The 24,121-nt window shown below is 35.4% G+C and carries 24 protein-coding genes; 23 read left to right on the top strand and 1 reads right to left on the bottom strand.

The window, feature by feature from the left end; genetic code table 11:
• Positions 1-379: 379 nt before the first annotated feature.
• The 9 genes from ID741_RS12265 to ID741_RS12225 are packed head-to-tail and all read left to right on the top strand — an operon-like array spanning position 380 to position 9,937.
• Positions 380-1,681, top strand: coding sequence for a replication initiation factor domain-containing protein (locus ID741_RS12265; protein WP_438720150.1), 1,302 nt, complete (start codon positions 380-382; stop codon positions 1,679-1,681).
• Between the two features lie 12 nt (positions 1,682-1,693).
• A complete protein-coding gene (locus tag ID741_RS12260; RefSeq protein ID WP_438720149.1) occupies positions 1,694-2,179 on the top strand; it encodes an antirestriction protein ArdA in 486 nt (161 codons plus the stop codon).
• Positions 2,176-2,538 carry a hypothetical protein gene (locus ID741_RS12255; RefSeq protein WP_438720148.1) on the top strand — a complete coding sequence of 121 codons (363 nt, stop codon included), beginning with the start codon at positions 2,176-2,178 and terminating at the stop codon, positions 2,536-2,538. Before ID741_RS12260 ends, ID741_RS12255 begins: the two co-directional genes overlap by 4 nt.
• An 18-nt stretch (positions 2,539-2,556) precedes the next feature.
• Positions 2,557-3,576: a conjugal transfer protein gene (locus ID741_RS12250; protein ID WP_438720147.1), complete on the top strand. Its 1,020-nt coding sequence runs from the start codon at positions 2,557-2,559 to the stop codon at positions 3,574-3,576.
• The gene (locus ID741_RS12245) at positions 3,577-3,900 is read left to right on the top strand and encodes a TcpD family membrane protein (RefSeq protein WP_438709658.1); all 324 of its coding nucleotides are present in this window, start codon (positions 3,577-3,579) and stop codon (positions 3,898-3,900) included.
• A 2-nt stretch (positions 3,901-3,902) separates the two neighbouring features.
• Positions 3,903-4,589: a TcpE family conjugal transfer membrane protein gene (locus ID741_RS12240; RefSeq protein WP_438720146.1), complete on the top strand. Its 687-nt coding sequence runs from the start codon at positions 3,903-3,905 to the stop codon at positions 4,587-4,589.
• A 13-nt stretch (positions 4,590-4,602) separates the two neighbouring features.
• Complete coding sequence (locus tag ID741_RS12235) at positions 4,603-7,125, top strand: ATP-binding protein (protein WP_438720145.1); 2,523 nt, start codon at positions 4,603-4,605, stop codon at positions 7,123-7,125.
• 15 nt (positions 7,126-7,140) lie between these two features.
• Positions 7,141-8,922 carry a CD3337/EF1877 family mobilome membrane protein gene (locus ID741_RS12230; RefSeq protein ID WP_438720144.1) on the top strand — a complete coding sequence of 594 codons (1,782 nt, stop codon included), beginning with the start codon at positions 7,141-7,143 and terminating at the stop codon, positions 8,920-8,922.
• Positions 8,909-9,937: a lysozyme family protein gene (locus tag ID741_RS12225; protein ID WP_438720468.1), complete on the top strand. Its 1,029-nt coding sequence runs from the start codon at positions 8,909-8,911 to the stop codon at positions 9,935-9,937. Before ID741_RS12230 ends, ID741_RS12225 begins: the two co-directional genes overlap by 14 nt.
• Before the next feature lie 47 nt (positions 9,938-9,984).
• Here ID741_RS12225 and ID741_RS12220 read toward each other — a convergent pair whose 3' ends face one another.
• Positions 9,985-10,740, bottom strand: coding sequence for a DeoR/GlpR family DNA-binding transcription regulator (locus ID741_RS12220; protein WP_438720143.1), 756 nt, complete (start codon positions 10,738-10,740; stop codon positions 9,985-9,987).
• A 169-nt stretch (positions 10,741-10,909) separates the two neighbouring features.
• Between ID741_RS12220 and ID741_RS12215 the strand changes: the two genes are divergently transcribed.
• From ID741_RS12215 to ID741_RS12150, 14 genes are all read left to right on the top strand, one after another.
• Positions 10,910-11,740 (top strand): sugar phosphate isomerase/epimerase family protein, encoded by an 831-nt coding sequence (locus ID741_RS12215; RefSeq protein ID WP_438720142.1) that lies wholly within the window; start codon positions 10,910-10,912, stop codon positions 11,738-11,740.
• 1 nt (position 11,741) lies between these two features.
• Positions 11,742-12,824, top strand: a complete 1,083-nt coding sequence (locus ID741_RS12210; protein WP_438709665.1) for a Gfo/Idh/MocA family protein — start codon at positions 11,742-11,744, stop codon at positions 12,822-12,824.
• Positions 12,825-12,834: 10 nt separating this feature from the next.
• Positions 12,835-13,644: an alpha/beta fold hydrolase gene (locus ID741_RS12205; RefSeq protein WP_438720141.1), complete on the top strand. Its 810-nt coding sequence runs from the start codon at positions 12,835-12,837 to the stop codon at positions 13,642-13,644.
• 56 nt (positions 13,645-13,700) lie between these two features.
• Positions 13,701-14,831 (top strand): glycerate kinase family protein, encoded by a 1,131-nt coding sequence (locus ID741_RS12200; RefSeq protein ID WP_438709667.1) that lies wholly within the window; start codon positions 13,701-13,703, stop codon positions 14,829-14,831.
• Between the two features lie 369 nt (positions 14,832-15,200).
• A complete protein-coding gene (gene hxlB, locus ID741_RS12195) occupies positions 15,201-15,752 on the top strand; it encodes a 6-phospho-3-hexuloisomerase (protein ID WP_438720140.1) in 552 nt (183 codons plus the stop codon).
• A gap of 16 nt (positions 15,753-15,768) precedes the next feature.
• Entirely contained in the window at positions 15,769-16,596 is an 828-nt protein-coding gene (locus ID741_RS12190; RefSeq protein ID WP_438720139.1) for a transketolase, read from the top strand.
• Positions 16,596-17,513 carry a transketolase family protein gene (locus tag ID741_RS12185; RefSeq protein WP_438720138.1) on the top strand — a complete coding sequence of 306 codons (918 nt, stop codon included), beginning with the start codon at positions 16,596-16,598 and terminating at the stop codon, positions 17,511-17,513. The genes ID741_RS12190 and ID741_RS12185 overlap by 1 nt, the downstream gene beginning before the upstream one ends.
• Before the next feature lie 481 nt (positions 17,514-17,994).
• Entirely contained in the window at positions 17,995-19,902 is a 1,908-nt protein-coding gene (locus ID741_RS12180; protein WP_438709671.1) for a glucose PTS transporter subunit IIA, read from the top strand.
• Between the two features lie 63 nt (positions 19,903-19,965).
• Positions 19,966-20,811: a MurR/RpiR family transcriptional regulator gene (locus tag ID741_RS12175; protein ID WP_438709672.1), complete on the top strand. Its 846-nt coding sequence runs from the start codon at positions 19,966-19,968 to the stop codon at positions 20,809-20,811.
• A gap of 200 nt (positions 20,812-21,011) precedes the next feature.
• Positions 21,012-21,221, top strand: a complete 210-nt coding sequence (locus ID741_RS12170; RefSeq protein WP_438720137.1) for a hypothetical protein — start codon at positions 21,012-21,014, stop codon at positions 21,219-21,221.
• A 269-nt stretch (positions 21,222-21,490) separates the two neighbouring features.
• Positions 21,491-21,880, top strand: a complete 390-nt coding sequence (locus ID741_RS12165) for a sigma factor-like helix-turn-helix DNA-binding protein (RefSeq protein ID WP_438709674.1) — start codon at positions 21,491-21,493, stop codon at positions 21,878-21,880.
• A gap of 75 nt (positions 21,881-21,955) precedes the next feature.
• Positions 21,956-22,165: a helix-turn-helix domain-containing protein gene (locus ID741_RS12160; protein WP_438709675.1), complete on the top strand. Its 210-nt coding sequence runs from the start codon at positions 21,956-21,958 to the stop codon at positions 22,163-22,165.
• Between the two features lie 372 nt (positions 22,166-22,537).
• On the top strand, positions 22,538-22,900 hold the full coding sequence (locus ID741_RS12155; RefSeq protein ID WP_438709676.1) for a DUF771 domain-containing protein: 363 nt from the start codon (positions 22,538-22,540) through the stop codon (positions 22,898-22,900).
• Positions 22,901-22,956: 56 nt separating this feature from the next.
• Entirely contained in the window at positions 22,957-24,105 is a 1,149-nt protein-coding gene (locus tag ID741_RS12150; RefSeq protein WP_438720136.1) for a tyrosine-type recombinase/integrase, read from the top strand.
• Positions 24,106-24,121 lie beyond the last annotated feature (16 nt).

Genomic DNA, 24,121 nt, shown 5'->3' with positions numbered 1-24,121 from the left:
AACTCATTTCAATGAAAAAAGGGAAAGGAAAAGAAGTGTGTTTCGTTTTCCTTTTTTCGTTGCCTCAGCGGATGGAAGGAGCTGATATACACTACTTCGTCTATGAACAAGGTTTCTTTGTGAAAGCCACACGTCATAACGGGTGGCGGTAGAACGAAAAGGAACAGGCAGGTATCCTGTCTGTGACTGTGTAGCGGTTAGGGCGAGCAACGCTCGCTCTAACCTGTTATCCCCCGCTTAATAACATGGGGGTAACTTTTTAAAAATGAGAACACAGAATCGTCAGAAATCCTTATATCTCCTAGCTTGAATAGACATTTAAACGTGTGAACGATTTGGATTGATTTTGTGAACGTACAAGAAAGGTAAGAGGCTAAAAATGACCAATCAAGAAATCAGACAATTACGCAATCGACTAGGGTTATCCCAACAGCAATTTGCAGACAAACTTCACTGGAGTAAATCTTATTTATCAATGATTGAAACAGGGAAACGCACCATCACCAAAACTGCTATTGAACGAATCAATCAAATATTTTGTGTAGAAGGTGGGCTTCTTCCAATGGAGGCAAAAATTGATTTTCTTCGGATTCGATTTAAGATTCATTCCCCAGACCAAGTCATTGAAAAGGTATTACGAATGAATCCAGACGTATTTATTTATAAAAATTATGGGTTTAATCATTACACAGAAACCTATTGTTTTGGTGAGATATTTGTGTTCGCTAATCCTGAAAACTTAGACATGGGTGTCATGATTGAATTACGAGGTCGAGGGTGTCGTGAGTATGAGCTAGTGTTGGAAGAGCAGCAAGAAACATGGACAGAGTTTTTTTGGCGACTGTATGAAACGAATCTCTTTGGTGATCGCCTAATGATTGATACAAAGATTACTAGAATTGATTTGGCATTGGATGAACAGGTTTCATTGCTATACCCAAACTATGATTTATTTGAACTAAAAGAAAAATACGAGCAAGGATTAGTTGACACAACGTTTCGTAATTTTGATTTTACTGGCGGAATTGTTGTGAAAAATGGGCAACGCTTAAATAAGGGACTGTCTTTATATTTTGGCTCACGCCAGTCTCCATTCTATTTGAATTTCTATCAAAAGGATTACGAACTAGCGAAAAAAGAAGAGATATCTGTTGAAATGGCTCGGCAAAAATATGGAATTAAGAATCGGTATGAGATTCGATTAGCAGATGAAAAAGCCTATCTCTTTGTTGAATATTTATTATCTACTGGTGAAACACTGGAATGGGTCGTCAAAGAACTAATTGATACTGCTATCAAAGTTTATGACTGTGACGAAGCTGGGATGCGTACTCAATACAGCGCCAACTGGCGAATGGTCATTGAAAGTATGCAAGAATTGAAGCTGACCATGAAAGGAGAGAAACCTAACTATGAAAAATCATTACGTTGGCTCTCCAATTATCTTGCCCCAACGCTAAAGAAAATTTGGATTATGGATCAAACGTTTGGTACGGATGAATTAATGACTCGTATTAAACAAGCAGAATTGAAAGAAAAGGACCAAGAGGAATTGGCAAAGCTAACCACAACGATTAAAGAGTTGTTAATACAAGAAGAGGAAGAAGCAGTATCCTCTAAAACCATATCTGTTACACAACAAGAAGTGGAACAACTGCTAGCTCAATTTTTATTTGAATAAGAGGTGAATGAAATGATTGAATTATATATTGAAAATATTCATGCTAATAAAGGACGATGGTTTGAATTACCCATTGGCTGGGAAGAAGTGAAAGAGAAAATCGACTTAGATGATGGGCAAGAACATTTAATAACGGACTATATGGCACCCTTTACAATTTCTCATTATGAAAATTTTAACGAAATGAATGAAGTTGCAGAACAACTAGATGAACATAATGGGCACCCTGCAATTAACTATTTAGGTGAACTTGTTGACTATGGATTTTTCAATGATATTTTAGATGCTTTTGAACAGATTGATGAAATTCAAGTCTACTCTGATTGTTATTCTTACAAAGATTATGCCGAACAGCTAATGGATGATCTTGGCTATCTTTCTGGCGTACCAGATATTATCAAATGGAATATTGACTATGAAGGGATTGGAGAGGATTTACGTCAGGACGGGAGGCTCTATCAAGCAAGTGACAATACCATTATTGAGGTTATGACATGAACCAGAAACAATTAACCGAGGAATTGAAGCATTATGGATTTATTTGCTTGGAAGGGGAAATCCCTGAGCGACAAGCCCGACAATTTCTTACCGTTAAGAAATTGACACAACGAGAGAATTTAGTGTTTCAGCCTAAAAGGGAGCTTTGCTTTGAACGAATGTTGTCAAAGAATACGAGTCTCTATATTGAAGGACTGGAGCGTTTGAGTGAGACTGGTGTCTATCGTGGTTTTTCCTACGATTTCTACAAAGCAACCTATCTGTTTAGCTCCCAACCTAGTCGTTTGAAAATTTATGGGACCCAGCTTTCTACAAGAGAACTTCTTTATTTAGTAAAGCGGTTCTCTTTTTTACATTAAAAAACAAGGAGTGACTCTATGAACTTTATAAAAGAGAAAAAACAACCGAAACCAGTTGTCCCAAAAGAAGAAAAAGCAGCGAGTATCCGAACGGTTCGTTTGAGTGTTCTGATTCTGACACTTTTTTTAGTGATAAGTGGTCCAATTGCGTTGGTTCAGTCTTTCAAGATGCAAGGAAGGATAAAAAAAGAACAAGCAGCATTAACCAAAATCATCCAAGAAGAACTGTCGAAAAATACGAGTACACCTGTTGCATCTGAATTATACAAGCAGTTCTTACATCCCTTTATCACTACCTATATCTCACTTCCAACTGATCAAAAAGCGTTTGAGGAGAGGCTTAATACGTTACAAGACACGTATTTCAACTTTGAGCTGGAAGAAGAGAAAAATACAGGGCTTGAAAGGAAATTACTATCTTCTGATTTTTATGATTTAGTGAGTGAGCAGGGACAAACGATCGCAAAATACAGGATTGCTTATGAAATTGTAACGCCCATCACAAAAGAACGAGAAGTGAAGAAAAAAGAAGGAGACAAAGAAGTAACGGGCAAAGAAAAATACATCGATTACGAGAAAAGTGAAGTAAAAACGTTACTCAATATTCCTTTTGTTCAATTAGGCAATCAATCGTTTAAAGTCACTGCGTATCCTTATTTTTCAATGGAACCTTCTTTAACATCTGGAAAGGCACTTCAATCAACAATTGATCGATCTCAGTACCAAAGATTAGAGAATAAAGAAGAAAAGGCAGTTACCAGTTTTGTGCAAGCTTTTCTTGAAAAATATGTTTCAGATTCGATAGAAGACATGAGCTTTTTGATGAAAGAACCAGAGTTATTGACTGGTGATTATCAAATTACAGATGCAGCGATTGAACCCTTGATAAAAGAGAAACAGATTGTCGTCTTTGTTACGTTCAAAATAGTGGATGGACAGACCAAAAGTAGTCATATAGAAACGATGACATTAGGACTGAAACACCGAGACAACACGTACTTTATTGAAAAATTACAGCACTATCTAGGAGGAATTTAAATGAACCAACCCTATTCTAAAAAGCAATGTCTAACAATGAAACTCTCTGTTCTTTGTAATGCAATTTTCCTGTTTTTTTCAACCTCATCCTTAGCTTATGCAGACGCGAGTGCAAAAGAAGCTAGTAATTATATTTTAAATGACTGGATTGCCCCAATTTTTGGTGTCGTTGTTGTTTATTTAGTCATTAAAGAATTTATGAATTCAAAGTGGATACAAGGTTTTGCGATTCTGTTTTTTGGTGGCATTATTTATGCCGTGATTAAAGACCCAGCTAGTGTTCTAAATTCATTGTCTAATCTAAAAAGTTATTTCGGGTTATAGCCATGAACAGAGAAAAACAGATTTTGGATTATCGTGAGCCGTTTAATGCCCCCTATATGATTCGAGAAATTGCGAAAAATGTCAATTTACCGTTCGTGGTCTATGCGCAAGATTTTACTGTCGCTACTGTGAGCTTTGCGCTGGTATTCAGTAGCTTATTGCTCTTATTTGGAATGAATCAATTAGTAATTATGGTCTCTATTGCGATTTCTTACGGGCTAGTTCAATTGTTTAATCGTGTGGAACCAGATGGCAAACGAGCCGACATATTCTTAAAAGATTACCTGAGTTATTTAGTGACGTATGTCACGAAGCATCAGGTGTTATACCATGAGCAGCTTCAAACAATAAAACAAGAAAAAGTTATTTATCACCGCTGTCCAGTGAAACAACTATTGATAAAGGAGGAACCTAACTTTATGAGTACCGTAACCGTTGATCAAGTGAAACAAGAAATAAAAGAAGCCATTGTTCCAGAACTCATCCATGAATTTGAGTCGATACAGGCTAGAGAAGAAGGATTCTATGAATTATTTGAAACAGATGATGAGGTATTGCTTATGAAAAAGACCCTTCATCGGCATTATACAGATGGATTCCTTCCACTGACAGAGGTGTCCAAGTTGAAAGACCAATACCAACCATTAATCAAGCAATCCATACGCAAACGTATTACTCGATTATTGTAAAAGGAGGAAAAGTATGAGATTAAAACAACCCTTTCATAAAGTGTACCGCAATGTGTTGATTACGACAGAAAATGAGGTGTGGGCATATTTTACATGTCCAAGTGAGTATGTCATTGGTCAAAACAAAGAGGTGCAAGAAAAACATAAGCGAAAATGGCAGCAGTTTCTTCAAAGTTTGCGGCGCTTTGAAGATTTTGAATTATTTCTTAATCCTCATTCATATAATCTCAATGAACGATTGTCTGCTTTTTCTAAAAGTTTTGATGAACAAGCCCAAAACATGGGCGATGCCTTAATTGATCGCACGTTGTCTGAATTAGAAAGTCAGTTACGAGTGATTACAACAGAGAAATTTTATATTGGTGTGAAACTGTCTAGTCTGTCGTCTGCTACGTCTCTTAAAGGAAAAGCAATGGAACTGGTGGATTATTATGCAGGCAAACTCTTAGCGATTACGCAGTATCACATGACCGTTGACGAGGATTTTTTGGCACGTTATCGTATCATTGAAGCCGAAGTCTTTCAGCTAGTCGGGGCAATTAATGGTCGAAGATTAACTGAAAAAGAAGTATTACAAGTTTGTCGCTATCCTTATGTTCGTGGGATGGACACTTCTTTTGATAGTGATTTTATTGAAAAAGAAGGGTACTCCTTAACTGATACGATTCTTGATCCTACAGAGGAGCAGGGTTTATTAAAATTACGAAGTTTAGAAGGAACCAGTTATATTGCGCTATTACCAATTCATAAATTTGCGCCAAATTTGGCATTTAACCATGTGGCAGAACTTGTTCAAAGCCTGCCTTTTCCAGTAGAGTTCCGATTAAAGGCACATTTTGAGCCTTTGAAAGGCGGCAAGGGCTTAAAAGGGAAATCTTCAAGGGCATCCAAACGCTTAAAGAATAGTGCCAAAGAAACCCTATCGATGGGGGATGCTGAAATGAAATCCAGTCGATTCAATCGGTATGCCTTGACTGATTTAAACAATAAAATTGATTTACGAGTCCCAGTCATTAAATGGTTGGGGCTTTTTGGTGTCTTTGGACAAACACCAGAAGAGTGTCGAAGCCGAATTCGTACAGTACTCTCTTTGTGTCAGTCTCGTAATGTGGATATTGTGAAAGGATTAGCAGATCAAGTCTTTCTGTTTCATCAATTCTTGTCTGGAAATAAACTAGGACCCGAAAAAAATTGGATTCATTATACCACAGTAGAGGGAATCAGTGAATTGATGCTAGGGGTAGAAAATAGAATTGGGGACAATGTAGGCATTCCAATTGGCATGGTTTCAGAATTGAAAAACACACGGAATTTAACACCTAAAGAAATTGCGAAAACTAGTCGTAAACCAGTATTCTTTAATCCTTCTATTGGCAATCAAAGTGATATCGCTGATAAGAAAGCAAATAGTCCGCACATTGCTATTACAGGGCCCACAGGAAATGGAAAATCTTATTTGGCTAAGTTTGTGTTCTTTCTCTCTGTGTTGATGAATGGAAAAGGGCTCTATGTTGACCCAAAATCCGAATTCTTTGATTGGATCATGGAAGTGATCAATGACCCAATGTATCAGAAAAAGTATCCTGAAACATGTACCTTTGTTCAGCAGCATTTTCATCAAGTACGACTTGATCCAGACAAAGAGAGTAATAAAGGCGTTCTAGATCCTATTTGTTTTATTCCAAACCGAGTTGCAGCAAAAGATATGGCACAAGATTTATTTGAAGAACTGTATGACTTTACGAGTTCTAGAGAAAAAAAATCTCGTCTAGCCATGTTAGAAGGCATTGAAGTTGTCTTGAAGAAACGAGATAGTGGAGAACAAGTGGGTCTTCTTCATGTGGTTGATTTCATGTTAGAAAATGATAATGAAGAAGTACGAGATACTGCTAATTTGATCAAAAAATCCGTTCAAGGATCTATTTTAGAATTGGCATTTAGTTATGGTGAAAATGAAGGCTTAAATCTTCATAACAAAGTGACTGTACTGGAAGTGTTAGGATTAGAAATGCCAAGAGCAGAAACACCAAGTAGTGATTATAGTGCTACCCAAAGAAAATCAATCATGTTAATGATGTGTATTGGGAAGTTCTGTGAATTGTTTGGCTTGCGAGATCGAGAAGAAAGCACAGTGGTACTTTTTGACGAGAGCTGGATTTTTAACACGTCAAAAAATGGACGAGCGATTATTAAATCTATGCGCCGAGTTGGTCGAAGCTTTAATAATACCTTGATTATTGTGACACAGTCTGTAAAAGATACCGCAGAAGAAGACGACACAGGGAATTTTGGGCGTATCTTTGCCTATGACGATAAGGACGAACGAGAAGAAATTCTTCGTCATTTAGGGTTAGAAGTAAGTGAGGAAAACATTGAGTGGTTAAAGAATTTACCTAAGTACCATTGTCTTTATTTAGACTTACGGGGACGTGTTGGGAAAATGTTGGTCTATTGTCCATATGAAGAATTGCATCAAATGTTACAAACCGTAAAGAAAAATTCAAGTGCAGATTTGGAAACTGCCTTTAATGCATAGAAGGGAGCGAGCCTATTGTTAAAAGATTTATTCGATATTGATTCATTCCAGTCCTTCTTTGAAAAGGGCGGCTGGTTTAGTATCAATGAGAATTTACAAAGTGTTCTAAATGCCTTAATTAACCTTGCTTTTGGACTGATTAAATACATGGTTCTTGCGCTTGATTACGTCATTGATAAATTGTTTAGTTTAAATCTTTTGGAAGGGATATTGCCAGATTTATTTTCTACAGCTGGTTCTATCTATAACCAATTATTTAGCGTGCTAGGTATCTTACTTTTCACCTTTGTGATTGTCATTTCTGTTAAAGATTTCTTTGAAAAAGGGATTAGTAAAGCCTTGATACGATTTGGTATCTTTACATTGATTTATGCAGGCAGCATGGCATTCTTTTCAGACGGTGCCGCCAAAGTGCAAGAGGTCAATACGATTTCGCAGAACGTCCAAGGGCAGCTAGTAGATTTAACGAGTGGTAGCTTAAACAGCAGCAATCAATCTACAACAGAAAAGTTGATTGGTGGCGGGCAGCAACTAGATGGTACCAGCAATATTCGTAACCTGATTTTTGATGAATTTATTATTAAGCCTTATGCGCTACTCAATTTCGGAAAAACAGACATTACAAAAGAACAATTTGAGCTGTATTTAGTCAAAAAAGGAGAACCCTTTGACAAAGCGAAAACGAAAGAAATTGAGAAAAAAATCAAACAGGATTCTGAAAAAAACTCTTACCTAACTTCGGATCGTATGACGGAAAAAGTCGCTGTATTATTGAATACATTTGTGATGTTACTCGTGATAGGGATTGCGGTGTTACTAATAGGAGTTGCCAATATTTTGGTTCAGCTATTGATTTACGGGATCATTTTTCTCTTTCCATCCCTGCTCTTTTTAGCACTGATTCCCAATATGCATCATTTGTTAAAAAATGGCTTTATGATGCTAGGAACATTGTTTGCTTCAAAGGTTGGAATAGGGTTTGGTTTTGGGTTGCTCTTTTCCATTATCAATCTATTGGATTCTTTCTTTGTCGTTACAAACATTGTCACCATGTTAGCGGGACTATTTATCAAAGTCTTATTAGGGCTATTTGTTTGGAAGAATAAAGGACAGATTGTTCGGTCATTAACGAAAGGGAAAACAGAACTACGAGGTTTTAGCTTTCCTAAAAGAGCTGTCAATAATCGGCAACAACAGATGGAGCAGCGTGAAGATCAACAAAACCGACTGGCTGAGCAAGCGTATAAGACACAAACCGCAGAAAATGATTATCTTCGGTCAGGCGTAGAGCTAGATCATGCTTACCGACAGAATGATTTCCAAGATAATTTATTGGTTCAAGCTGGAAATGACGCTACTTCTCCTGAGCCTGTTTCATTCGATACGGCATCAGCAGAGCCTACGATTGAATCAAGGGATGACTCAGCTGATAGTAAAGAGTCAAGTGGTCTTGATGAGAAAGAAGAAGTACCTTATTATAGTGAATCCGACATAAAGTCAGTCTCAGTGGCATCAACAGTTGGACAAGAAACAGTCTTGCCAGTGGAAGAAATGGATGGTGGGCTTCTTTACCAGCAACCTATTTCGGAGGAAGTGGAGCAGCAACAGACACAGCAAATTGAAGGAAAGGGCAAAGAGTCATTTGAATCGACTCATTTTACTTCTGAACCTCAGCATCAACCAGTACCTGTAGAACCAGAAGAAGCCAAGCAATTAGCAAAAGAAATGGGTGAGCTTAGACAAGAAAACTATGAGGACGTAGAAGTCAGTGAGGAAGCCGCCTATGAAGTTATCTAAGAGTATACCACTTTTTCTACTGGGGTTCTTTCTTCTCTTCATTTTACTGATCGGGGGAGCCAGTTCTTCAACTAGTGTTACTGGAACAGAAGAGGAACAAACCCTTCCAGAAGCGGTGCTTCGCTGGAAAGAAAAAGTAACAAAAGAGGCAGTTAAAAATGAGATACCCGAAGCTGTGCCTTATTTATTAGGAATTATCATGGTAGAGTCGGGTGGGAATTCTGAAAAATATCCCGATATTATGCAATGTAGCGAGAGCCAAGGAAGACCACCAAATTCTATAACAGACCCCGATGAATCAATAGAAGTCGGGGTTAAGTATTTTGCGGATATGTGGAAAGGGCATCAAGAGTATGAGGTTTTAAATCTTGTGCAGGCATACAATTTCGGAGGTGGCTTTTTGAGTCATTCTGGTAAAAGCTACTCACTGGAAAGTGCCATACAATTTTCCAAGAATCAAGCAAATGGACAGAGAGTCACCTATACAAATCCAGTGGCAATTAGCTTAGGCTATGACTATCGCTATGCGTATGGCAACATGTTTTATAGTCAAATTGTGAAGCAATATATCTCTTCCAATTCTAGTAATACTGGCACTAGTGGGAATTCCGAGATTGCGAAAATTGCATCAAATGAACTAGCAGAAGGTATTCATGAAGGTGGCGAAAAATACTGGAGTTGGTATGGCTTTAACAGTTGTGTGGAATGGTGTGCTACCTTCGTTTCTTATGTGGCTGATAAAGCAAATGTCAAGATGGAACGATTTGCCTATTGCCCAACTGGAATCAACAATTTTAAAGCGAATAATCAATGGCAAGATGGAGGTATAGAACCGAAAAGCGGAGCGATCATTTTCTTTGATTGGGATGGTGATGGTGTCAGCGATCATGTAGGGATTGTAGAAAAATTTGAAAATAATACTGTCTACACGATAGAAGGGAACTCTGGAGATATTATTGCGAAGAGAAATTATGAAAAGAACAGTTCGTATATTATGGGGTATGGAAATCTCTAAAATAGAAAAACGATTAAAATCAATATTCTGATTTTAATCGTTTTTTCTTAAACTTGTTGAATATCAATACCTAAATCACGATAAGGTGCCAATAAAGACTTACTTATACCTTTTTCAGTTACGATAGTATCTAAATCGTTAGCTTCTCCAACACGAAAAGTAGAGGTAGTTCCTAATTTTTCTTTAGTAATGATTCCAATGGTATAAGAACTTTGCTTAATTAATTGTTTTTTTATTGCTGCTTCTTCAAAAGAAGGAACTGTGATTCCTCGATCAGAATCGATTGAAGAAATCCCTAATAGACATAATTCAATATTGATTTCTTCTATTGATTTTAAAGTAGATGATCCCTTTAATACTTTAGAGTGTTTATCCAGCTCACCAGGAAGTAAATTGATTGTGACATGTTCATGATTGCATAGAGATAAAGCAATGGTAGGACTGTTTGTAATCACTATTCCATTATATGTGTTAGGAATGCTTTCAGCGAAAAATAGGTTAGTTGTACCACTATCAATATAAATGACTTTCTTACCTGCAATTAGACTAACTGCTTCTTTAGCTAATAATTTTTTACTAGTAGAGTGCTGGTCTATACGGTGTTCAAATGGAAGATTGGTATTATCTAACCTCAATGCTCCTCCATGAACACGTTGGACAAGCCCAAGTTTTGCTAATTCTTGCAAATCTTTTCTAATAGTATCTTCTGTAAGTTGTAATTCTTTAGTCAAATCATTAACAAGAACTTTTCCTTCAGTTTCAATTTTATTTAAAATGAATTGGTGTCGTTCACTTTTCAACATATTCATACCTCCTTTAATCGATTTTTATTGAAAGTTATCGAATTTTATTGTATCATGCGAATATAGAAAAATCGATTATATGTTAACAACTGCTATTTTAATCCATTTTTCTTTTGATGTATAGAGCAAGCCAAAATTTTTGTTAGAAATAAATGAGGAGGAAATGTATATGAAGTTTGGGATTTTTTCAAAAGTATTTCTGGAGTATCCGTTTCAAGAAGCATTAGAAAGGATTTCTGCATCAGGTTTTGACACCATTCAATTCAATTTTGCAAATGTTGGTTTATCTAGTTTACCTAAATCTATAGACAACCAAGTAATTGAAGATATCAAAAAGCTGTGTAAGAAATCTGGTGTAGAAATTGCATTGATTTCTGGAACGTTTAACACATTAGAATTGAATAAAATCAAAAGAGAAGAGAACTTGAAAGGCTTTGAACAAGTAGTCAAAGCTTGCAATAAGTTAGGTGTTCCCTATGTCTCTATCTCCACAGGAAGTTTTAATCAAGCAGATTTTTGGAGCCCACATCCTGATAATCACACAGAAAAGGCTTGGCAATTATTACATGAGTCACTAACAGAAATGCTTGAAATTGCTAAAGAAAATCAAGTGACGATTGTGTTTGAACCTGAACAGGCAAATGTTGTTAGTTCTACTAAAGATTCATTAAGACTAATTAATATGTTTGATTCGGAATATTTAAAAGTTTTGTACGATCCAGCAAATATTGTAACTACGGCAGATGCGGACAATCAACTTGGTAAAATAAAATCGAGTCTTGAACAGCTAAAAGATGTTATCGCTATTGCTCATTGTAAAGATGCTTATGTAACAAAAAAAGAAATTAAATTTGCACCTGTTGGAAAAGGAACGATTCCTTTGAATGATTATTTAACAGAATTAACAAAATTTTACTCAGGTCCAATAATCATGCATGGACTAGAAGAAACGGACATTGAATATGCATTATCTTATTTAGATATGGTGGAGGGAAACTAATATGACAAACATAAAAAAAGAAGAGAAACTTGTAAAAATTGGCGTTTTAGGAGCAGGACAAATTTCACAGGCAGCACACTTTGATTCAATTAGAAGATCAAAGAATGCAGAGTTATATGCAATTTGTGATGTTGATGAATTTTTATTGAATGAAATGAACAACATTTATCATCCTCAAAAATTATATAGAGATTTTGATGAAATGTTAAATGATCCTGAGATTGATGCGGTTGTTATTGGTATTGCAGATAATTTCCATGTCCCAATGACAATCAAAGCAATAGAAGCTGGCAAACATGTATTAGTTGAAAAACCTTTAGGAATGTCTATTGAAGAAGTAGAGAAGCTTGGGAAAATTGTTGACCAATCAAAAGTTCATGTTCAAGTAGGGAATATGAAGCGTTTCGATCCAGGCGTTGAAGCTGCCAAAGACTTTATTGACTCAGAAATGGGTGAAATGTTAGCATTGAAGGCTTGGTACTGTGATAATACCTATCGTTATACAACTACTGATAACGTTCAACCAGTAATTCTAACGGGACCAAATGCGAAAAAACCAGCTGGAGATCCTAAAGCTGACAAACGTCGCTACTACATGAGAGGTCACGGTAGCCATTTGTTTGATACTGCCAGATACCTTGGTGGAGAAATTGTGGCGGTTACAGCTTGGTTAACAGAAAAGTATGGTTCTTATTCTTGGTTTGTTACAGCAGAATTTGAAAATGGCTTTGTTGGACAGCTTGATTTAACCTTACAAGTTAGAATGGATTGGCATGAAGGCTTTGAAGTATATGGAGAAAATGGTTCAATAGTAGCGAAAACATATAATCCTTGGATTTTCAAAAGTAGTGATGTTGAAATCTTTAAATCAGCAGATGATAGTTTCCATCGTCCGATTGCAGCAGATGGACATTTCTATCGCCGACAAATTGAAGATTTTGCTCAAACAATATTGACAGGTACTGTTGGAAGAGGCGCAACTGTTTATGATGGAATTCAAGCCATGAAGGTGATGCAAGCAGTTCAAGAATCTGTTAAATCAGGACAAAAAGTCTACGTTAATTCTGTTTCTGGTGAGTTATAGGAGGAATAAAATGGCTTTTTTTAAACATGACAACATTGATTTTTATTATGAAGACGATGCAAATTCAGGGATTCCATTTATTTTTTTACATGGTTTAGGTGGAAGTACTGAGCAAACAGCTGGCTTGATGAAAGCAACGCCAGGTATAAGAAGAATTGTGATAGACTTTAGAGGTCATGGAAGAACTCGGTATTTTGGTGATAAATCTATGCTTAGCTTTAACCAATTTGCGGATGATGTAAAAGCACTTATTGATTTTTTGAAATTAGAGAAGTTCTATCTGGGTGGTATTTCTACAGGAGCTGGAGTTTCTTTAAATTTTGCTCTTAGACATCCAGAAAATATGGAACGCTTGATTCTTTCTAGACCTGCATGGGAAGACTGCCCACAACCTGAAATGATTCAAAAAGCTTTTCAAGAGGTTTATCAGATTTTAAATGATTCAGCGATAACTGATAAAAAGTCTGCTTATAAACAAAAAGAAATTTATCAAACAATGAATCAGCTATCTAGCTATGCTGGAGAAACATTATTAGGACAGTTTGATTATCCGTATGCTACTGAAACGTCTTTGAAGCTAGTTTGCATACCAACGGATTGTCCTAATTCAGATAGGGATGAATGGAAAAAGTTAAACATTCCAACCTTAATTCTAGGCAGCCATTTAGACCCTCTTCATCCATATGAATATGGAGAATTACTCCATAAGTATATCCCGCATTCAGAGTTTAAACAAATTACGTCTAAAACAGTGTCTGGAAAATTACATGCCACAGAGTCTTATGAAGCAATTCAGTCATTCTTAATAAATAAGTATTAGAAGAATCATTTAGCATTCTGAATGTTGATTTCTCTAGTAGATTGGGGGGGAGTTTTGTGAAGATTATTACTGCAATTGATTCTATGAAAGGTTCTATGACGAGCATAGAAGCAAATAATATTATTGAGCAAGTATTTTCAGACGATAAAACAGAAGTAAAAAAAATTGCTATTGCTGATGGCGGTGAAGGAACAGTAGCAGCATTTTTAGAAAATTGTAATGGAGAGAAAAAGAGTGGAATTGTCCATGATATGTGCGGAAATAAATTTGAAGCGACTTATGCATGGATAGAACATGAAAAATTAGCGGTTATTGAATCAGCAGATACAGCAGGTATTCATTTTTTGAGAGATGTTGCTGAAACCCATCCAAGAGAGACAAGTACATTTGGTGTGGGAGAAACAATTCTGCTTGCTTTAAAAAATGGTGCTAAAAAAATTATCATTGGTTTAGGTGGTACTGGAACAGTTGATGGTGGTATCGGAGCTATGGCAGCTTTAGGTGTAGTATTTTTGGGCGCCACAGGGGAAGTTCTAAAACCAATCGGTGGAAATGTAGGAAGAATAGACAAAATTTCATATAGCAACATTAATCCTCTGGTAAAAAAGGTAGAGTTCATTTTAGCAACGGACATTGACAGCTATCTAACTGGAGAGTTTGGTGCAGTTAAAATGTTCGGAAGACAAAAGGGGATTAGTGAGGCAGAAAAAGAACAATATGAGACGGATATGCTTCACTATCAACAAAAGATGGTTTTTGATAGGAATTTTCAGCGTGGTGATGGAGCTGCAGGAGGTCTTGGACTAGGTTTACGCATCTTGCTTAATGCTCAAGTAAAGTCGGGATTGAAACTTTTATCGGAATATTCTGGAATCAATAATGAATTAGAAACTGCTGATTTAGTCATAACTGGTGAAGGTAAGATGGATAATCAAAGTTTACAAGGAAAGGTTCCTGTAGGTATAAGTGAGTTAGCAAAAATCCATAAATTACCAGTTATTGCTTTTGTAGGTCTATTTGAGGGCGATTTAGAATTATTTAAAAAGGCAGGTATAGATGTTGTAGTACCAATTGTCTCTAGTATAACTTCTCTGGAAGAAGCTATGTTGAATGCTCATAGTAACTTGAAGAAAGCTTCTGTCATGGTTAAAAATCTATTGGCTGTACAAAATAATATCTCTGAATGAAACACAATCAAATAGAAAAAGCTTTGTTGAGTAATTAGAATTTTAAACAGTATTTCAAATTTTTGAAGAGTAAACACCATTGACTAATAGTTTTGTCAGTGGTGTTTTTTAATGAAAATAAATATTTTTTGTGATCAATGAAGCTAATGATACAAGTTTAAAACTCATAGTGTAGCACTTCTGTAATCTATTTTTGTAACGAAAAAAATTTCGCTTTAAAGAAAAAAATATTCCTTTTTAGTATTTTTTAATAAAAAAAACGAATTTTGACGAAATAATTTTCGTGAAAATCATTGACTATAAACTGTTAAGCGCTTATAATCAATTTGAAGACGAAAAAAATTTCGTAAGGAGGAATCTGATTTGAAGTTGAATGAGTATGAAGAACAAATCGTAAAAGAAATTTCGCAATCTTTAGAAAAAATTTCAAATGATGAGTTTGATCAAGCTTTGGACTTGGTTGAAAGCTCCCCAAAAGTTTTTGTATTAGCTTTAGGAAGAGCAGGTTTTGCCATTAAATCTTTTGCAATGCGCTTAATGCACATGGGGAAAGAAGCATATGTAATTGGTGAAACAATTACACCAAACTTTGAAAAAAATGATCTATTGGTCATTGCCTCTGGTTCAGGTGAAACGAAGCAATTTATACAAATGGCTGAGAAAGCTCAAGGATTTGGTGGGAAAGTTTTAGCATTTACAGGGAATGGTACATCTACGTTAGCCAAATTGTCTGATGCGAAAGTAGTGATTCCTGCACCAAGCAAAAATGTTCAGGAGAGTGATTTCACTTCTGTTCAGCCAATGGCATCTCTATATGAGCAATCAGTGTTATTACTTGGAGATTCTATTGTACTAGGGTTAATGGAAAAATCAGACAAAGAAAATGAAGAAATGTTTAAAAGACATTCAAATTTAGAATAACTTGGAGGATTAAAAAATGACTGCATTGACGACAGATGAATTAAAAGAGATTGCTAATTCGGCTAGAATAGATATCATTGAAATGATTACTGAGGCAGGTTCTGGACACCCTGGTGGCTCCCTATCAATTATTGACATTCTAACTGTTTTGTATTACGACAAAATGAATATTGATCCAGAAAATCCTAAAATGGATAACAGAGATCGTTTAGTTCTATCAAAAGGACATGTTGCTCCAGCTTTGTATACAACTTTAGCAAATAAGGGATATTTTCCAAAAGCAGAATTAATGAAATTGCGTAAAGCTGGTGAAATGTTACAAGGGCATCCAGATATGAAATCAACTCCAGGTGTGGATGCTTCTACTGGTTCTTTGGGACAAGGATTAAGTATTGCAAATGGTATGGCATTAGCTGCGAAGCTAAATAATCAAGATCACACAATCTATACGATTTTAGGTGATGGTGAGCTACAAGAAGGACAGATTTGGGAAGCTGCAATGAGCTCAGCCCACTATAACTTAGATAATGTTATTGCTATAGTAGATCACAATGGTTTACAAATCGATGGTACGAATGATGAAGTTATGACTGTAAACCCGATTGATAAAAAGTTTGAATCATTTAATTGGGAAGTTATTAAAATTGATGGACATGATTTAGATCAAATTTCTTCTGCATTAGATCAAGCTAAAAAAGTTGAAGGAAAACCGACAGTGATTGTTGCTGAAACAGTCAAAGGTAAAGGTGTATCTTTTATGGAAAACAATGGTGATTGGCACGGTGTTGCTCCTAATGTTGAGCAAAAAGAAGCTGCAATCAATGAATTGAGAGGTGAAAAATAATGAATTTAGCGACTAGAGAAGCTTTTGGAAAGACCTTAGTAGAGTTAATTAAAAATGAAGATGTAGTTGTATTAGATGCCGACTTAGCACATGCAACTAAAACAATGATGTTTGCTAAAGAATGTCCTGAACGATTTTTTAATGCAGGAATTGCCGAAGCCGATATGATTGGAACAGCAGCAGGATTAGCACTAAGTGGTAAAATACCTTTTGCAAGTACATTTGCTGTATTTGCTACAGGAAGAGCTTTCGATCAAATTAGAAACTCTGTGTGTTACCCAAATGCAAATGTTAAAATTGTAGGAACTCATGCAGGAATTAGTGTAGGAGAAGATGGTGGAACCCATCAAACAATTGAAGATATTGCATTAATGCGTAGCTTACCTAATATGACTGTTATTCATCCTTGTGATGATGTTGAAGCAAGACAAGCAGTTTTAGCAGCTGCAGAGTACGATGGTCCAGTTTATTTACGGATGAGTCGAGTTCCAACACCAACATTACATTCAGATGAATATAAATTTGAAATTGGTAAAGGCGAAACGATCCGAGAAGGTAAGGATATTGCCATTGTTGCGACTGGCTTGATGGTTGCAAAAGCCAAAGAAGCAGCAGAAAAATTAGCTCAAGAAGGTATTGATGCAAAAGTCATTAATATTTCTACTATTAAGCCTTTAGATGCCAATCTTTTATTATCAACAGCTAAAGAGGTAAAAGGATTCGTTACTGTTGAAGAGCACAATGTTCATGGCGGTTTAGGTAGTGCAGTGAGCGAATTACTTTCGCAAAATGAACCAAAGAAAATTAAAATGGTTGGTGTTCAAGATAAGTTTGGTAAATCGGGTAATCCTGATAAGTTATTTGAAATGTACGGTTTGACTGTTGCAAACATCGTGGAAGCAGCTAAAAGTTTATAATCAGTTGATAATAGTAAACTGAACTAATGAGTTTGATCATACTGTTACAGTTGGAAGTTTTAGTTATCACTTAGGCACTAAAAGTGTCTAAGTGATGTTTTTAAAACAATAAGTGTCCTATTAAACTAAGCTAAAGAAATAGATAAAAGAACTGATACTTATAAATTTTTTGAAAAATAGAAAACAAAAAAGAGTTGTAGAATAGATTTTCAATGGTTTTTGCAATCGCTTTCCTTTCGACCTAGAATGGAATGCTGATGAAGTATACCCTATAGTTGAATCTTTAATAGAGGGTCATAAAAGTCACCCTTTGGTACAATAGTTCCAGATAAGAGTGATTCATTTTAATAAAGAAGATGTAAGTTTTTACAATTTGCTAACAGGGTATTTATAGCGTAAATGGTCTTATTATAAGTGAATAAATTTATTTCCAGAAATTATAAAATGATAGATATATAATGGGAAAAGGAGGTAGCTTAATATGAAATATGAAGCTACAGTAAATGGAATCGTAGAGAATATTGGTGGACTTTCTAACCTAACAAGTGCAGGTCATTGTGCAACTAGGCTTCGATTTAAGTTGAATGATATGACAAAATTAAATGAAGCTGAATTGAAAAAGACAAAAGCTGTTATGGGTGTCAGAGTAATGGAAGGAAACGAGATTCAAATCATTATCGGAACAGATGTAAGTAATGTTTATGAAGAATTTATGGATATTACTGGCTATAAGGGAACAGGTAGCGGTGCAACAGCCACAAAAGGAAAGTTAACCTTAAAAGGTTTTGGTTCTATGGTAGTAGAATATGTTAGTGGGACTGTCGCTCCAGTAATTCCGATTTATCTTGGTTGTGGAATGTTACTGGCTTTCTTGACAATATGTACGAATTTCCTAGGTTTAGACCCTGATAGTGGGGCTGTAGTTATTCTAAATGCTGCAGCAGGAGCTGGCTTTTACTTTATGCCAATCGTTTTAGGCTGGTCAGCTGCAGCGAAATTAAAAGCAGATCCAGCGCTAGGAGCACTTTTAGGAATGACTTTATTAGCTGCAGATATAAATAATGTTGGTGGACTTGATTTTCTTGGACTTCCAGTAACACAAGTACAATACAATGGTTCTTTCTTACCAATGCTTCTTGGTACAGCCTTTTTAGCTATGGTTTATAGATTCTTCAAAAATAAAATACCACAGGCAGGTCGCTACTTCCTTTTACCTTTAGTAACGTTGGTTATTGCGATTCCTGTTACCTTAGTAATTTTAGGCCCAATTGGTTATATTGCTGGGACTAAATTAATGTGGCTTTTGAATTTGATAGCAGCTCACTTTAAGCTTGGAGCTTTAGCGATTTGGGGATTCCTTACACCTCTAAGTATTATTACAGGTATGGACAAAGCGGTTTACTTTATTAATATGGAACATTTAAACTCAGTTGGTTTCGACAATATTTTCTTGCCAGGTGGTTTAGCAGGTAACTCTGCAATTGGTGGTGCAGCATTAGCAGTATGGTATTTGAGTAGAAATACAGATACAAAATCAATCGGAGCATCATCGGGTATTACTGCAATTATTGGTATCACGGAACCAGCGTTGTACGGTATCTGTCTCAATTTTAGAACGCCATTACTAGGCGCAATGACAGGTGCGGCGATAGGTTCTGTATTTGCAGGAATTGTAGATTTAAAACAATATGTATACGCAGGTCCAGGATTAGTGACCTCACCAGTTTATATTTCACCTGACGGCAGCATGACTAATTTCATATTTTGTTTAATTACAATTGCTTTTTCTGCGATTGCAGGATTTGGAATGACTTATCTATTCAGTTTAAAAAACAAACGACAATATGATGGGGAACCTGAAACGGCAGGTGTTGCTGTAGAAGCTTCCGAAACATCGGTTGATGAAGCTATTGTTGTCACTGAAACAGTCAAAGAAATTGATCTATTTCAATTATGTGATGGGCAAGTTATTCCCATGGAAGATGTATCCGATCCTGTTTTCTCACAGAAAATGATGGGTGATGGTTATGCTGTAAAACCGTCCGACTCAACAATGTATTCACCAGTTTTTGGAGTGATTAGTACAATATTTGAAACACAACATGCTATCGGCATTAGAACAGAAAATGGATTAGACGTTTTGGTTCATATGGGAATCGATACGGTTTCATTAAAAGGAGAACCATTTGAAATACTTGTTGAAGTAGGGGATAAGGTAACAGAAAATACTCCAATTGCTAAAGTTGATTTGGAAAAAATTATAGCAGCAGGTAAGTCTGATGAGATGATTGTTGTTGTAACTAATATGATTGATGTAAAGGAATTTGAATATGATGGTGGTTCAACAGGACACAGAGGAGACCTTGTTGCAACAGTAGAACTTAATTAAGCTTGGTTGGAAAGCCTCCATGGTTTATAATTAATGAATGACTAGATAATATGGAGGTTGCTTATGAATGATATAAATGTCTTACTATCGTTAAAAAATATTTATGATGATTTGTTTGAACAAGAAAAAAAAGCTGCCGATTTTGTTATGGAACACCCAAATGAAGTAACAAATATGAGTGTTACAGAATTAGCGGAGAAAACAAATGTTAGTGAAGCAACTGTTATGAGAATGTCGAAAAAAGCTGGCTGTAAGGGTTTTTATCACTTTAAAATATCATTAGCTAGAAATATTCAAGAAGAAAATACTGATTCTAATTTTGAAATTAATTTGAACGATTACAATACATCAATTCAAAATATTTTTCAATATAAATGTGAAGAGCTAAAGAAATGTGATGAACTCATTGACAGAGAAATGGTAAAAAAATCACTTGAGCTTATTAAAAGTTGTGACACTCTTTATATATTTGGTGCAGGCAATACGAATCCATTAGCAGTTTATGCGGCTTATCAGTTTAATCAATATGGTATCAGAACGAATGTCGATATAAGTCCTGAAATGCAAACAAACGCTGCTTTTCAAATGACTGAAAAAGATGCATGTTTATTGATATCTAATTCAGGAAGCACTAACATGATTGTGGATATCGCTACAATCGCTAAGGAACGTAAAACGCCATCAATTGCAATAACTAGCTATGCAAAATCGCCATTAGTTAATTTGGTAGATCAAGTTCTTTTGAGCTTTACAAGTGAGAAAATTTATTTTGAAGCAATTAGTTCTACTAGAATGGCACACATGGCAATTATTGATATGCTCTTACTTTTACTGTCAGTTGATGAAGATGGCAAATACCATCGTTATAGTTCTGATAGAGAGGAATTTTTAGCTAAATACAAGTCATAGTTTTTTGATTAATTTTTAAAGTGCGAAAAGTCTAAAATCTTTTTGCACTTTTTTTATAGACTTAAGGGTCAAAAATTACCATAATGCATATTTAGCCATGGTGAATAGTTTTAGATATTTATAGTATTTAAGATAATTAATATTAGTTTATGGTTTCAAAAAAAAGGCTCCCACCTATTTATTATGTAGGAGGGATATTTATGTTAGATATTCAAAAAGAAAAGCAATTGATCTACGACCTTTTAAGAAAGCTTATTGATGAAAGAAGAGAACTGAATAAACAATATGAGGAACTAAAGCAACGCTTAGATAACTTAAACTCTATAGAGCAGTTATCTGCTGAAATATTGTCTGGAAACAAAAAAAACATTTCAGTATTAGAAAAAGAAAAAACACAAAGTAAAGACTAACTATTTAGAAAAAATAAAACGCAACATCATGTTTCCTTTGATCGTGTATCTAAAAATATTTTATCTATTTTAAAGCAAAGCCCAGTACCATTGAGTAATCAGCAATTATTAAAAAAAATAAATACAGAATATGAACTATGTATTTCCTACAAGAACTTAACTTGTAACATTTTACCTAAAATGCTAAAAGAGCGCTCTTTGCCGATTGAGCGTGCCTATCGTGGTTACTGGCAATATCACCTGCCAAAATTGTAGGAGGCGTTTGCTAAATGAAAACAGAAATGGACGTCACTTATATTTTTATTCGTTATATTACTGTTACTTTACAACGTCAGGCAAATGCCTTTTATAACAAGCAAGGAAAGATATTTTCTCACGAATCTCAAGAACTGACAGAGTTTAATCAAAATGAACAAACAGGAAGTCTCAATGAAAAAGGATTTACTCCTGAAGAAATTTTTGAAATGAATTTTGAGAATGAACAGCTTCGTTTAAGCCTTTCATGTCTAACTAATGACGAACTCTTTATTCTCAGTGAGAAGTATTCAAAAAGACTTTCAGATGCGGAAATTGGAAAGAAACTTCATGTAAGCAGCCAAATGATTTCTAAAAAAAAGCGCAAAGCTTTTGCCAAGTTAAAAGAATACTTTCTATTTTAAAAATAGTTGCTCGAAATAAATCACCACCTGAAAAAAGTTTAAAATTATAAACTTGATGATTAAGGTGGAGATATTATGGCAGTTAACTTAGTTCCTCTTCTTCAAAGAGCAAAAAATGGAGATGAAGAGGCATTGCTCGAATTATTTCTTTCTTTTGAGCCGTCCATTATTAATCATTCGCGACGATACTCAAAGCAAGTGAATAAGGATTGTTATCAAGAACTAGCCGCTCAATTTATTGTGGCGGTGCAGTCATTTGATATTGATAAATATTTAAAAGAATAAGCAAAAAGACAGATGTTTTGAAATTTTATAGTTTCAAAATGTCTGTCTTTGTCTATTTATCTAGTGAAGGCAAAAATAATGCCGATCGTTCCTTGAAAATTGAATAATGAACTTTTAAATTACGTTTTCTGTTGCCAGAGCTACAGCAAAGCTACGCCAAGACTTTAGTGAGCGATATCTAGTTAATGCAGGATTTGATTTAGGCAATCAAGTTGCAATGACGGTGGCAGAATATAATGATACTTCCGCAAGGCTCCCGTAGACTGAGGAGAGGTGAAATTCCTATGTGCTTTACCTAAAGCGATTTGAAAGTAGTTAGAAAATGAAACAGTTATCTAAGAAAAGTAAGTATAGATAGGTTAAAAATTGGAGGTGATAAATTTGGAACAAATCATTGAGTATCAGGCACGTATCGTATTGCCGGAAAATTTTGTTCTAATCCAAAAAGATGAATATAAAGCTTTAAAAGAATTAGGGTTTAAAGGAAACTGCGTTTCTGTAGAGGATTTTAGAAAGAAGCACACTTGCCTTAGTAGACCCATGTTTAATGAGCTAATTCTTTTAAATCCAAAATTCAAAAAGACATTAGATATTAAAGAGAACCCTAATGGATGTGTCGCATATCCTAAAGGTGGTAGCTCAGGAAAATATTATATACTAGAAAGCAAATTATTAACTTTTATTGAAGAGAATTTTCCAGAAATTTTTACTAACTTTGAAAAAAATGAGGTATAATAACATTGACCATATATAGCTGTTTAAACACTCATCTAGAAAGAGATGGTGTTTGAATGGGTGTTAGCAAGCGTGGTACAAAATGGCGTGCCTTTATAAGTGTGAAAAAAGAAACAGGAGGGTATGAAAATAAAGCATTAGGTAGCTTTTCAACTAAGTTTGAAGCCATGAAAGCTGTAGAGTATGCACAATCAATCTCTTCAAAAGATAGACAAATGGCTTTTGCTGTTCCCTTTTATGAATACTTTGAATGGTTTTTTCAGAAATATAAAAAGGAATCTAGCTCAAGAAAGACCCAAGGACATTATCAAGATAGCAAGAGATACATTAAAGATTATCTTGGAGAAATCTCATTATCTGATTTAACTAATGATAGGTACGTGGATTTATTAAATAGATTCTCGAGAGATTATGCACCAGCTACGCTTGAAAAATTTCACACTCACATGCGTGCATGTGTAAAACAAGCGTTTGCTCTAGGTCATATCTCTGTTGAGTTTACTTCTGGAAGCTCTTTAAGAGGGTTAGGGGATAAGTCAAAGGAGAAACCAGTCTATCAAAAATATATTGATGATGCTCAGTATAAAAAAGTTGTGCAATATGTGGTGCAACATAGAAATAAGGATTCTTCTATCTACTATGCAATAATCTTTGCTTTGTTAACAGGATGTCGTTTTTCTGAAATTGTTGGACTTACCATTGATGATCTGAATTTTGAGCAGGGTTTTATAGACATCAACAAGACCTATGACTACATTGAACCTCCTTCAAATTCGAATGATTGGCTTCCTTGTAAAAATGCCAATAGTTATCGAAAAGTAGAAATGTCACAGAATTTGGCTGAGCTTGTTAGAGAGTTATGGCAGTATCAATCAAAAAGATGCCAAGCTAGGAATATTCCCAATCCTCGTAAACAAGTTTTCTTTGATTGGCAAGAGGGGATATGTAATAACCGAAAAGCCAATATTGAGATTAAGAAAATTCTTGTTGAGTGTGGCATAATAGATAAGCCAAACTTTTCTATGCACTGTTGCCGACATACATTTGTTTCTTTCTTAATTTATCAAGGGTATGCTGTAGAAGAAGTGGCATTAATTGTTGGTGATATGCCAGAAGAAATTAGAAAAACATACTATCATGTCTTTCAAGAATACGATGCGAGAACTAGGTCTAAAACTCGTGGCTTGATGAACTCACTTTTTTAAATCGTTATTTAATCAT

The sequence above is a fragment of the Enterococcus sp. AZ103 genome (genome assembly GCF_051714685.1).
Taxonomy (GTDB): Bacteria; Bacillota; Bacilli; order Lactobacillales; family Enterococcaceae; genus Enterococcus_A; species Enterococcus_A alishanensis.
Note: the sequence above shows the minus strand (reverse complement) of the source record. Positions and strands in the feature narration are given on the sequence as shown.